The sequence below is a fragment of the Rubripirellula lacrimiformis genome (assembly GCF_007741535.1).
GTDB lineage: Bacteria > Planctomycetota > Planctomycetia > Pirellulales > Pirellulaceae > Rubripirellula > Rubripirellula lacrimiformis.
Window position 1 is genome coordinate 932,835 of the sequence record NZ_CP036525.1, and the last position, 12,712, is coordinate 945,546.

General features: G+C 53.7%; 8 protein-coding genes and 1 pseudogene. 6 read left to right on the plus strand and 3 right to left on the minus strand.

All coding sequences use genetic code 11. The features are described from left to right. Positions 1-115: 115 nt before the first annotated feature. Genes K227x_RS03285 through K227x_RS03295 form a run of 3 tightly spaced genes read right to left on the minus strand, consistent with a single transcriptional unit; the run spans position 116 to position 2,338 of the window. The gene (locus K227x_RS03285) at positions 116-1,276 is read right to left on the minus strand and encodes a XylR family transcriptional regulator (RefSeq protein WP_145168055.1); all 1,161 of its coding nucleotides are present in this window, start codon (positions 1,274-1,276) and stop codon (positions 116-118) included. Next, positions 1,276-1,818: an NADPH-dependent FMN reductase family protein gene (locus tag K227x_RS03290; protein ID WP_246146471.1), complete on the minus strand. Its 543-nt coding sequence runs from the start codon at positions 1,816-1,818 to the stop codon at positions 1,276-1,278. The genes K227x_RS03285 and K227x_RS03290 overlap by 1 nt, the downstream gene beginning before the upstream one ends. Positions 1,819-1,855: 37 nt before the next feature. Continuing rightward, positions 1,856-2,338, minus strand: coding sequence for a MarR family winged helix-turn-helix transcriptional regulator (locus K227x_RS03295; RefSeq protein ID WP_246146472.1), 483 nt, complete (start codon positions 2,336-2,338; stop codon positions 1,856-1,858). A gap of 629 nt (positions 2,339-2,967) precedes the next feature. On the opposite strand from K227x_RS03295, the gene K227x_RS03300 reads away from it, so the two are divergent. From K227x_RS03300 to K227x_RS03330, 6 genes and pseudogenes are all read left to right on the plus strand, one after another. Further along, on the plus strand, positions 2,968-7,629 hold the full coding sequence (locus K227x_RS03300; RefSeq protein WP_145168056.1) for a PVC-type heme-binding CxxCH protein: 4,662 nt from the start codon (positions 2,968-2,970) through the stop codon (positions 7,627-7,629). Between the two features lie 125 nt (positions 7,630-7,754). Next, a complete protein-coding gene (locus tag K227x_RS03305; protein WP_145168057.1) occupies positions 7,755-10,190 on the plus strand; it encodes an alpha/beta hydrolase-fold protein in 2,436 nt (811 codons plus the stop codon). Positions 10,191-10,238: 48 nt separating this feature from the next. Next, a pseudogene (locus K227x_RS31055) lies at positions 10,239-11,089 on the plus strand (endo-1,4-beta-xylanase). Beyond that, complete coding sequence (locus K227x_RS03320) at positions 11,086-11,421, plus strand: hypothetical protein (RefSeq protein ID WP_145168060.1); 336 nt, start codon at positions 11,086-11,088, stop codon at positions 11,419-11,421. Before K227x_RS31055 ends, K227x_RS03320 begins: the two are co-directional and overlap by 4 nt. Continuing rightward, complete coding sequence (locus tag K227x_RS03325) at positions 11,411-12,178, plus strand: hypothetical protein (RefSeq protein ID WP_145168061.1); 768 nt, start codon at positions 11,411-11,413, stop codon at positions 12,176-12,178. The genes K227x_RS03320 and K227x_RS03325 overlap by 11 nt, the downstream gene beginning before the upstream one ends. Before the next feature lie 54 nt (positions 12,179-12,232). Next, on the plus strand, positions 12,233-12,526 hold the full coding sequence (locus tag K227x_RS03330) for a DUF1592 domain-containing protein (protein WP_218933744.1): 294 nt from the start codon (positions 12,233-12,235) through the stop codon (positions 12,524-12,526). The last annotated feature ends 186 nt before the right edge of the window (positions 12,527-12,712 follow it).

A 12,712-nucleotide genomic window follows, 5' to 3' on the forward strand; every position in this document is an offset into this window, starting at 1 on the left:
CGATGGCACTGGATACTTCTGTTCGTCAAAGATCCATTGCGCCGAGTGCTTGGAGCATAAAGCCAGTGGTGGAAAGATTCAGTATGTGCATCAAGCGGTTGCCGCAACATGTCTTCTATTTCAGAATGCAGTGTCGCTTTCTGTATTCGCCGGGGGAGATGCCTTCTTCGCGTTTGAAGGCGGCGCCTAGGTATTCGGAATGCTCGAATCCAAGGCGTTCGGAAATTTCGAGAACGGTGAGTGCGGTATCTCGCAGCAGCTCCTTTGCGCGATTCATTCGGATTCGCTGGATCTCCTCATGGGGCGTTCGGCCCACCAGTTTCTTAAATCGATGCTCGAAGGCCCGACGCGACAAATTCACTACATCAAGAACATCGGCGACGCGGATGTTCGCTGAAGCTCGACGTCGAATGAAGTCGAGCGCCTTAGCAATTTGATCGTCTTCGATCGCGACCGTGTCGGTTGACTCGCGAAGTCGGACTCCTAGTGGTTGAGTGACGAGAGGTTCTTCGGTTGCAATGGCTTCTCCGCACATCATTCGGTCGAGCAAACTGGCCGCGTCGTAACCTGTGCGTTTGGTATCTGGAATGACGCTTGAAAGCGTAGGTTCCGACAATTCGCAAATCAAATGGTCGTCATCGACCCCAAGAACCGCTGCTTCCGTCGGAACAGAAATCTTCAGCTGTCGGCAAGCATCGAGAACCTCTTGCGCCTTAAAGTCATAGCACCCCATGATTGCAACGGGGCGTGGAAGCTGCTGGACCCAATCCATGATTCGTCGCTTCTCCGCGACGGCGTCAAAGGCGTGATCATAGCGTGCAACGGATTGATATTCGAAAACCTCGCAATCAGATGCTTTAGCGAACTGACGAAAGTGTCGGCCGCGCATTGATGACCATTGAAAGCCAGCATCTCCACAGTATGCGAGATTCCGAAAACCTCGCGCCGTAAAATGCTCGACTGCCAGGCATGCGATCGCTCTATCTTCGGTGTCCGCCCAGGGAATGCCCTTAACGTGGCGAGCCGCACTGAGGTCAACGATTGGGACACCGCAGCGTTTCAGCTGACGACCGACTGAATCCGTCTCAATCCTGGCGATGATCCCGTCCCCGCCCCAGGTTTCTAACCATGCGGGTGGCGGTGCGCCACGTTCCTGCTCAGTGAAATAAACCGACCAATTGCCGTGCTCTTTGGTAAAGGAAATCACCCCTTCGAGCAAACCGCGGCTGTAGCCGTTTGAGGTCTCAATCAGCAGGGCGACCGATCGTCGAGTCATCAGCTACAAAAAGAATAAGAGAGCGATTGCGAAACGCCGGCGTCAATATTGAGCGAGCGATTTCGGGATCCAGATCGATCCTCGGAGCCTGGCGACATAATGTTGTCACTGCATGTTGATTTCTTAGCCCTTGCGATTCTCTCGCGAAAAGAACGAATTGGCTTCCTCGTCACCGATGATTTCACGTTTAGTCTTCTTCCAAGTCGACGGCAGGCCTCTTTCACGCGTTCTTCCTCGGGTGCGCCGGCGGAGATTGCTCCATCGTGATCCGAGGACTTGATGCAGGAATAATCGGTCAAGCCGGACACGAGAAACCCGTAGTGGATCAGGGGGGGCAGCAACGCCATGCAGGTCCATTCTTGGCCGCCACCCCAAGCTCCGGTAGGACAGAAACCACAGCCGATCTTTCCGTCGCGTTTGCCCCCAATGCTATGCAGTCGGGCTTCGGTATCGTCAAGTTGCTGTGCACCTTCAGTAACCTGCTCCGCCATGCGCTGAGTGTTCGTGGTGTTGGAATGGTAAAGAGCCAAAATTTTCGTCACCGAGCATTCAGGTTGAGCGTGATTGAGTTACCAAGGATCAGCGACGTTCGCGATCTGCGGAGATGGTTTGCCAAGCGGGTGATTTCCACGGGCTGAGCGAGCAAGCGATTTTTTGAAGCAGGGAGATCAATGTCTCTGCCTCATCCGGTGTCAAGCAACCATACATGTCGTCACGAATGGATTGCCCGACCTTCCACAGTTTCCGTAGCTTTCGCTTTCCCGCCATGGTGAGCGTTACTGTCTTTGCGCGCGAGTCGGTCGGATGACACGCCCGTTCGACCAGTTCCAGCTTTTCCAACAACACCAACATAGCTCGGACCGTGCTCGGATCCGAGGACATGCGGTCGGCCAATTCGCGTTGGGTCAATGCACGGCCTTCTGACAATGCTAACAAGAGAACGAATTGATCTGCGGTCACCCCATGCTTATCAAACTCGGCGTCAGTGTTGCGGTGAAGCGACATGTAGGCAGCCCGAAGCGCCAAGGGCAGCTCACGCTCTTGTTGTGTCGATTCTTTCATCTGTTCAAACGATGCCAATGAGGTTGCGTAAAATACCTCTACCGACAAGCAGTGTACACAATAGCCCTTCGAGCTCGTAGACCCAACTTATGAAACCATCAACGGCCATGAGCTGGAGGTCAATTCCTGTCGGCAGTCCGCATGGTTGCCGACATCCCGCTCGTTGAGCGATGCGCTGATCCAAATACCACCGTCTCGTCAATTCCAGTGAATGGTCCGCTACTCGCATTCAACGGGGTCGGTTCCCGCCTAGTTGCGAGAGTTGGCTGCATTGCTCTTGTCATCAACCAGCCCCCCCTGACGTCCCACAAGCCGCGGCGAGAGTAAATCTGCACGCTTTGTTCCGGAACTTTCAGCCCCGCCTGGTGTTTATGCGTGTACGCACGTGTTTCGCCTGATGCAATTCAACGTGCCTTTGTGAAATATCTATGGACGCGTGCGCAATTTCTCATGTTCATTTGGCCGGAAGCGGCTACAACGAACGTTCACATCATGGAATTTTTTCGCTCCTTCTCATCCGCTCAACCTTTCTGGCGGCGCCGTTTCGACCACGGCGAATCAACCATTGTCTGTGTAGATAATGCCGCTGGAGTCAGGACCGTCAAACAAATCGGCTTACCGGAAACAAGATGACTGCACTCTTGAAACGCATTGCGACTGTATGTCTGCTCTTCGCAACCCTTCTTCTCAGCGACTTCGCGTCAGCGCAGGAATCGCAAGTCTCTGTGCTGATGCTCGGCGATACTGGCTTCCACAAGCCGTCCGAGTTCTATCGGAATTTGGTCGATCCGCTCAGAGAACAAGGGATCGAACTTCAGTACACCGAGAAGTTGAGCGACTTGAACGAAGACAATCTCGCAAAGTACGACGGGCTCATGGTCTTCGCGAATATCGAACAGATCACCCCGGAAGCCGAGTCGTCCCTACTGAGCTATGTCCAAAATGGCGGAGGACTGATTCCCGTTCACTGCGCGTCGTTCTGTTTTTTGAACTCCGACAGGTACATCGAGCTCGTTGGCGGGCAATTTCAAAGTCACGGTTTTACTCGCTTTGAAACCCAGATCGTGGCTTCCGGCCATGAAATCATGCGGGGTCTGAAACCTGTTCGGTCGATGGACGAAAGCTATCGGCACAGCAAGCTCAACCCGGACAAGACGGTTCTCGAAACGCGAAGTGATGCGTCCGGCCCCGTTAGCAATCCCGATGGCGAGCCTTACACGTGGGTCCGAACGAGCGGAAAAGGCCGTGTATTCTACACAGCTTGGGGACACGATCATCGCACTTGGTCCAACGACGACTTTCAAAAGTTGCTGGCACGCGGTGTTCGCTGGGCCTGTGGTCAAACGCTCACCGCAAGTTCCGCCGACAGTGGCAAGCCCGGCGATCCAAAAGCTCACGCGGTCAACGCCGTGAATCGCTCTTTCACGGCACCTGAAATAAACCCGCCTTCGGTCGACGATGAAAAGTTTTCGGCAACCGAAGTGGGCGCAAAGATCCCGAATTACACTCCGGGGGCTCAGTGGGGAACGCAAGCCGAACCGTTCTCGAAGATGCAAGATCCTCTTCCAGCGGAGCAGTCCCTCAAAGCGTACGCGACTCCGAAGGGAACGCATCTTGCGATCTGGGCCAAGGAATCGAGCGATAACTGGCCCGGCAATTCCGAGCAAGGCGATAAGTACGCGGGTTTAAGTGGTAAGCCAATCGCGATGAACTGGGACGAGAACGGTCGTCTTTGGGTGTGCGAAACCGTGGATTACCCCAACGAACTGCAAGAAAAACCAGCCGTGGGACGCGACCGCATCAAGATCTGCGAAGACACTGACAACGACGGCCGAGCTGACAAGTTCACTGTTTTTGCAGAAAACCTAAGCATCCCCTCGACGCTTGTTTGTTACCGGGGTGGTGTGATCGTTCAGGACGGCGAAGAGACCGTTTACTTGAAAGACATCGACGGCGACGACAAAGCCGATTTCCGCCAGTCACTGATCACCGGTTGGGCGCTGGGCGACACGCACGGTGGTGTCAGTAATTTCCAGTACGGCCCCGACAATTGGATTTGGGGAATGCAGGGTTACAACAATTCGCAGCCCGTGATCAACGGCGAGTCGCAAATGCGTTTCCGTCAAGGCTTTTGGCGATTCAAAGTCAAATCGGGTACGTCGGACAAAACAGCTCCGGCCTTTGCGATCGATGCGCAGAGCAGCAAAGTTGTTGCCGTAGAATCGAGTCAGTTTGATGAGCACACGATTCGCGTCGAGGCCTTGGAGTTCATGCGAGGAACCAACAACAACACTTGGGGACTTGGCTTCAGCGAAGAGGGCTACGTCTTTGGTTCAACGGCCAACGGATGTCCGAGCGTTCATATGCCGATTCCCAATCGGTACTACGATCAAGTCGCTGGATGGTCGCCAGAGACATTGCAAAATATCGCTCCGTCACATCGATTTGATCCGATCGACGATCGAATTCGACAGGTCGACTGGCATGGCGGATTCACGGCCGGATGTGGCTCGGCAATCTATACCGCTCGCAACTATCCACAGACTTGGTGGAATCGTATTCAAATGGTCTGCGGTCCGACGGGACATCTCGTTGGATCTTTCGTGTTGGAGAAAGACGGCGCCAGCTACCGAAGTCGAAACGCGTTCAACATGGTCGCCAGCATCGATGATTGGTCCGCTCCGATCATGTCGGAAGTTGGCCCCGACGGCAACGTTTGGGTCTTGGACTGGTACAACTACATCATCCAGCACAATCCAACGCCCAACGGTTTTCAAACAGGCAAAGGGGCTGCATACGAAAGTGATTTGCGGGACAAACGTTTTGCACGCGTCTATCGGCTGGTGACGGACGACGCGGGGGGGGCCTCTGCAACACGAACGTTGCAACTTGCAAATTCCGACAACGCCGGACTCGTTGCTGCATTGAGCAGTGACAATTTCTTCTGGCGCCGAACGGCACAGCGATTGTTGGTCGAAAAGGCGGCGACCGATGATGCGACGCTTAGCGCTCTCGTAAATTTGGTTAACCGTGCTAACGTTGACGAGATCGGCTTGAACCCATCGGCGATGCATGCGATTTGGACGCTTGCCGGTTTGACAGAAGCCGGTAGTGAATCAGCGGCAGTTGCTTTGGCAAAGGCATGCGAAGCCGGTTTCCACCATGTGTCCAGCCCCGTTCGTAACGCCGTGATCGCAAGTTGCAGTCATGAGCAAGTCGCAAAGGCGATCGACGAAGGACTGCAAAACGACGTCGATCCCAAGGTGCGATTGACGGTGTTGTTACGAGTCGCCGAGGGAACCGCGAATGCTGCGATTAGTGGAGACGACCTTGCTGGACTGGTGCCTTCGATAGTAGACGACGGTGTCTTGTTGGACGCTTGGACTGCCGCAGCATCGACCGATCCCACTGCGACGATCGTGGCGTTGAGCAAGATGGATCAATCCGCAGTGGATTCGCTAACACAACGGATCTCGGTCCTGGCGGAACACTTGGCAAGAAATCAACCGGCAGCTGAGCAAATTAGCCGATTGCTTGAAATCTCGCCCAATTCGTCGGTTGCCGTCACCGTGTGGGAAGGCTTGGCGAAAGGTTGGCCACGAGATCTAGTTTTGAATCTCCCCGAAGAGTCACAGCGAATCGTTCGAGAACAGTTCTTGGCCAATGACGCTTCGGTCGAGAGCAAGGCGGCGATTCTGGCGGTCGCTGATAAATGGTCGATCACAAATTTAAGTGAGATCGTCGGCGAGATTCAGGAGCAGCTGTTGGCGACCGCGATGGACGCGGATGCCGATTCGACAAACCGTTTGAGTGCCTGGGATCAAGCGATTCGACTTGCCCCGACGAGCCCCAAGATTCTTGACGCGGTTGAAGCGTTCTTCACTCCGCAACTGGCGCCAGAAATCGGGATCGCGGCTTTGAGCTCGCTGCAAGCCTCGCGGGTGGAAGGGCTTTCCGAAATGCTGTTGGACTTGAAGAAATCGCTCGGCCCGAAATTGGGAAGTCAGATTTTGACCTTGCTGCTTTCCCGAGCCGATGGCACCGAGGATTTGCTAGACGCCATCGCTGATGGTCAGGTACGGTTCAATGATCTGCAGTTGGATCAACGCCAAGCATTGCTAAACCATCCCACGTCCTCAATTGCCGGCCGCGCGAAAGAGTTGATGGAAACGCGAGGTGCGATGGTGACATCCAATCGCCAAGCGTTGGTTGACCAATGGATGCCAGTCACTGAAGTGAAAGGCGACGTGCAAAACGGATTGGCAATGTTTAAAAAACACTGCTCGGCTTGTCATCTCCATGGCGAAGTCGGAAAGGAGATCGGCCCCAACCTGACAGGCATGGCGGTTCATCCCAAAGAGGAGATCTTGATGAACGTTCTCGATCCTTCGCGTAGTGTCGAGAACAATTTCCGCACCTATCAAATCCTGACTGTCGACGGGAACGTGCTTTCGGGAATGTTAGCGGGTGAATCAGCAAACTCGCTCCGCATCATCGACACGCAGGGCAAAGAAAAGCTGGTGCTTCGCGAAGACATCGAGCAACTGACTTCGTCTGCCAAGTCACTGATGCCCGAGGGTTTTGAAAGTTCAATCAGTAAGACTGAAATGGCTGATCTGCTGTCGTTTCTTGCCAAGCGTGGCAAGTACGCGCCGCTTAATATCTCCGGTGTTGCGACCATCAACAGTGACAAGGGGCTTCCCGGATTCCGTGGCCGGCCCGGAGACAAGTTCTTACTTGATTCTTACGGGCGTGTGGAGGTCGAAGGCGTTCCATTTGAGCTGGTCGATCCTCAGGGAGATCGGATCGCCAACATCATCGGATTGCAAAATCAATCGTCGCGTTTCCCCGGCACGTTGCCTGAATCAGTCGGCATCGGCTGTGCTGGAAATGTGGAAACGATTCACATACTGGGAGGCGTCGCCTGGGCTGCCTACCCACGGTTCAAGGATGAATCGACCAGCATGATTGTTCGTCGTCACTATGCCGACGGTTCGGCAAGCGACTTTGAGTTGGTCAACGGCAAACACATCGTGACTTATCAGGCAGGTGACGATGTGCCGGAATCTAAATTGGCGATTGAGGCCAACGGCAAGCAGATTCGATACTTAAAGATTCCTGCCGACGCTGAGAAGGCGTTAACGAAAGTCGAATTCGTGAAAGGCAGTGACTTTTCGCTTCCGCTCGTCTTCGCCGTCACAGTCGAGTTTGCAGGCGAGAGCCCAACTGCAACCGCGAGTAGTCAATGTGACAAACAGACGAGAGAGATGACTAAGCAGAATTGTGAGTGATCAGTACGGAAAGTTCCAACCACAGGGTGATCAAATAAAGCGATTGCCAAACGACAACGCCATCTGATTTAAACGGCTCCTCAATGAGCTCACTTCTCCACCTTTTCAAAGTTGATGACTGTCCCATGAGAAAAATCCTGACTCTGATCTTGGTCGGCATGCTTCAGATTGCCAGCGTCGTTGTGCAAGCGCAGGAGCCAAATTCGGAACAACCCCGCCAAGGAAGACGTGGTGGCGGTTTCGGCGGCTCGATTGAACTTGGTCCCGACGACAAGCAAACTTACCCCGATCCCGTCGATAGCATCGTCGATAAGCGTGAAAACATACCGCACGGCAGGTTGGAGATGATCGACTACGAGTCGAAGACGGTCGGCACGACTCGCAAGATGAATGTCTACACGCCACCGGGATACTCGTCCGAGAAAAAGTATCCCGTTCTGTATTTGCTGCACGGCATCGGTGGCGACGAAACTGAATGGCAGCGTTTTGCGACGCCTGACGTGTTATTCGACAATCTGATCGCGGATGGAAAAGCCGTCCCAATGATCGTAGTCATGCCTAACGGACGCGCGCAAAAGAACGATCGCGCCGAAGGCAACGTGATGGCGAGTGCTCCAGCCTTCGCCGTTTTTGAGCAAGATTTGCTCGACGACGTCATTCCTGCCGTCGAGTCTCGCTATAGCGTTCAAGCCGATCGGGAAAATCGAGCTTTGGCCGGCTTATCGATGGGTGGTGGGCAGTCACTGAATATCGGTTTGACCAACCTGGATACTTTTGCTTGGATGGGTGGGTTTTCGTCCGCGCCCAACGCGAAAGCTCCCGAGGAATTGGTACGCGATCCGGAAAAGACCAAAACGCAACTCAAACTGTTATGGCTGTCCTGTGGCAACAAGGACGGACTGATCGGAATCAGTCAACGTCTGCAGCGATACCTCAAAGAGAATGACGTGCCGCACATTTGGAACGTTGACTCATGCGGGCACGACCCGACGCACTGGCGCAACAGCCTGTACCACTTCGCTCAACTACTTTTCCAGAAAACAACCGCTAACAAAGGGACAGCGGCCGATGCAGAGGGCACGACGAACGAGACGCCCGCCGCTGCGGAAAACAAGCAATCCAGCACAACACCCGAAGGCATCCAAGACGACTTCAAACCTGCCTCGACAAACCAGTCGGGCAAGGAATACCCGCAAGTCAACTCGCAAGGTCGCATCAAATTTCGCGTCGTCGCCCCGGAAGCAAAAAGCGTTGCCACAACCTTTCGCGAAAGCACGGAGTTCGTCAGAGGCGACGATGGCGCGTGGATCGGATATTCCCGACCACTTGATGAAGGATTCCACTACTACGAGTTGATCATCGATGGCGCGAACGTGCCCGATCCGAATAGCAAGTACTACTTCGGCGCGATGCGTTGGGGAAGCGGCATAGAAATCCCCGCTCATGATCGTGAGTTTTACGCACTTAAGAATTTGCCGCACGGCCAGGTTCGCGAAATCTTCTTCCATTCGGAAAGTACTGACACCGAGCGACGCGCATTCGTTTACACTCCTCCGGGCTACGACGGCGATCAAGAAACACGCTACCCGGTGTTGTATCTGCAACACGGTTGGGGAGAAAACGAGTACGGCTGGAGTGTGCAAGGGCACGCCGGATTGATCATGGACAATTTGATCGCCGAAGGAAATACGAAACCGTTCGTTATCGTGATGACCTACGGCATGACGAATGAAGTTCGCATGGGCGGAATGCGAAACTTTGACATCACAGACTTCGAAACGGTTCTGGTCGATGAGTTGGTTCCATACGTTGATAAGCATTTTCGCACGCTGACGGATCATCCTAATCGCGCAATGGCTGGTCTTTCGATGGGTAGCATGGAAACCAGGTCGATCACCCTCCGCAATTTGAACAAGTTTTCGCACATCGGGCTTTTCAGCGGCGCGACGATTTCTAAGGACGACGTTGAAAACACGGAAGGATTCAAGGACAAGGTCAAACTCGTTTTTGTTAGCTACGGCAGCAAGGAAGTGGGTGGTGGTCGGGCTCGTTGGGGCGGCGATCCAGGAGACACCGTCAAGAAGTTGAAAGAGCTTGGCATCAACGCCCACTACTACCTGTCGCCAGAAACCGCTCATGAGTGGCAATCATGGCGTCGCAGTCTGAAAGAGTTTGCGCCCATGCTGTTCCAACCTGAAGACAAACTTTCGGGGTCCTGGAATGTCGACTTCGATACTCAGATCGGCGTTCAGAAGTATGTCATGGCTTTCGACAAGCAAGGCGGTCATCTCGTGGCGAAAGCCAAAGCGGAATTAGCTGGCCGATCTCGTGACGTCGAATTTGTTGATGTTGAATTGCAGGACGATGTGATTTCATTCATTGAAAACCTCAACTTTGGCGGCAACGCAATTCGCATTGAGTACACCGGTGAAATTGCTGGTGATTTGATCGAATTTCAACGCAAGGTAGGCGATTTTGCAAGCGAAGAGGCCATCGCGAAACGCTCCCCTGCTGTCGATGATTTGATGTCCGAACGGATCCATCCCGCCGCAGACCGCTAGCTGTTCGAGCAGACCGACGCCTTGGTTCACTGGGCTGAGCAAGGCAATATGACCGCACACTGTCACACACTCGTTTGGCATCAGCAAACTCCGGATAGGTTTTTCCAAGGCGGTGACAAGGAGGTCATCAAACAGCGGATGAAGAACCACATTGAAACGCTTGTCGGTCGATACAAAGGGAAGCTTCAGAGCTGGGGCGTCGTCATCGAAGCGATCAATGATGGTGGCGATGCTCGGTCCGCGAAGACGGAGAATTTGCTTGACTCAAAGTGGATGCAAACGCTCGGCCCAAAATTTCTGACGCTCGCTTTTTATTTCTCGCACGCGACGGATCCGAAGCTGTTCTCTATTACAACGACTACAACATTGAGTCGGGGCCAAAGCACGAAAGCTGGATGGCACTGCTAAAGCGACTGCTTGCTGACGGGGGACCTGTCCATGCGGTTGGCATCCAGGGTCACTGGCGCAGCGGCGGCGTCCCGTTTGGAAATATCGAAAAAGCCATCGCCGACTACGCTTCGCTGGGATTGAAGGTCAGCATCACCGAGCTGGATGTCACCATTCGCGGTGCATCCGGCGGGCAATTCGCAGGTGGTTTCGGCGGTCGTTGTTGGCGCGGGAGCACGCCACCTTCGGTTGAAGACCTCAACGCACAAGCCGAAGATTACGCGAAGCTCTTTGCGATCTTTAAGAAACACGAGAACGTGATCGAGCGAGTAACGTTTTGGGGCCTGAACGATCGTCGCACGTGGCGTTGTGGTCAGCATCCTTTGTTGTTCGATGCGAGCAACAATCTCAAGCCAGCCTACGCCGCGATCGTCACCGGGGCATCGACGCTGTTCACGCAAGTCGCTTTCGTTTGGCTCATGTCTTTCGCGATGATGGGCGTGTTTCGTTGACACCTGTCTTCGGAAAGCCGCGTGATGCGGTATTTGTCGGATTCTTCCTGTTGGCTGTGCCTCGCCCATTTGCCGCTGGTGATTTTGGTTCAGCACTGGGTGAGTGGCTATCAAGTTTCACCGTTTGTGAAGTTCCCGATCGTTTGTTTAATTACCAGCAGGATTTTTGGGTCAGCTATCAATGGCTGGTTCGCTACACGCCGATCGGCAAGTTGCTCAACGGCAAGCGAGCGAGACACGTAGCGCAGACGGAGTGGATTGAGGCAAGGTTAGTCGACGCCATTCCGTTGATAGGGGATCTCGAAACGAGGAACTCGTTGTATGATTTATGAAGCATCGATGATCCGATTTGTGTTGGTGATGTGCCTGTTCTGGATGGTCACCGATCGCTCGCTTGCTGAGGATCCGCGGATCGAGTCCACGATGTTTCAAGGGCAGTCGTGGACGGGGGTGAACCTGCACGGCATCAAGAGGACAACGCATCGAGGACATCCGTCTTTACAGATCGTCAGTGGCCAACCGGATTCAATTGCAACCATCAACGGAGTTCATTTCCAGTCTGGGACCATTGAAATGGACATTTCGGCAATGAGCCATTCGCAGCCTACGTTGGCTCTGTTCGTCGATGAGTCGCGAATGCATTTTGACCGCGTCGTCTTCAGTCCGTGGCCTGTGTTCGCCGACGAACCGCTGCGACGTTTGCGACAGGGCATCGTAACGACGGTTGAACATCAATCAGTCGTTGTCAACTTTCATCACGGAAATGCGGTCGATTGGGAGCGCGAACGATTGTTTCATATTCGACTGGAAGTGGAGGCCGGGATTTGCCGAATCTTTATCGACGATGATGCTGAGCCGGTATTTCTGTTTGCCAATTCCGAGCGAGCGAAATCGGGTGGCTTGATCGGTATTGCGGCCTCATCATGCTTCATTCGCAATGTGCAGATCCTTCCGTTAGATCACCACTCCGCTACGATTCCGTCTCGAAAGAACAGTCTGGATCAATCGTCCGCGCATAGTTTTAAGCATGAATCGTCAGGCAATTTGTTTCGCCACCTTCTTATCCATCGCATCACTGCTGATCAGTGAAACAGTGAGAGGTGATGCGTCTTCGGTAGAACTTGCGGCGTTGGTCGAATCCATTTGCATCGACTGCCATCCTTGGCGAAGCGTTTGTCGGCGTTCCTTTGGTTGAGCATCCCCGATCATGAATTGATTCAACTCGCTGACGCAGGAAAGTTGAGTGATGACCAAGTTCTACGATTGCATGCCGAACGGATGCTATCGGACCCGAAGGCGGAACGCTTCGTGAACGACTTCGTGGGACAATGGTTGCTACTGGACAGGGTCAATGCACCGTCGCCGGACGAAAAGTTTTATACCGACACCGCCTTTCTGGTTCAAGAATGCATAGATCAAAGGGAGACAGATTCCTGATTCACAATACTGTGCACGAAGCATGTGCGAAAGTGTGTCGTTTCGTGCATTTTCTGGGGTCGGAAACTGTCTGGAACACCGTAGATGCGGCAATTTCCGACCGACTTCTTCGCATCCGCATCGCAGGGGATTCTGGCGAATCCCACGACATCGCTTAACTATTCGATCCTTTCCCAGCGTGTCTGC

Coding starts and splice junctions, on each gene's coding strand:
- K227x_RS03285 (WP_145168055.1), bottom strand. CDS start 1,276: ATGACTCGACGATCGGTCGCCCTGCTGATTGAGACCTCAAACGGCTAC.
- K227x_RS03295 (WP_246146472.1), bottom strand. CDS start 2,338: ATGAAAGAATCGACACAACAAGAGCGTGAGCTGCCCTTGGCGCTTCGG.
- K227x_RS03300 (WP_145168056.1), top strand. CDS start 2,968: ATGACTGCACTCTTGAAACGCATTGCGACTGTATGTCTGCTCTTCGCA.
- K227x_RS03305 (WP_145168057.1), top strand. CDS start 7,755: ATGAGAAAAATCCTGACTCTGATCTTGGTCGGCATGCTTCAGATTGCC.
- K227x_RS03325 (WP_145168061.1), top strand. CDS start 11,411: ATGATTTATGAAGCATCGATGATCCGATTTGTGTTGGTGATGTGCCTG.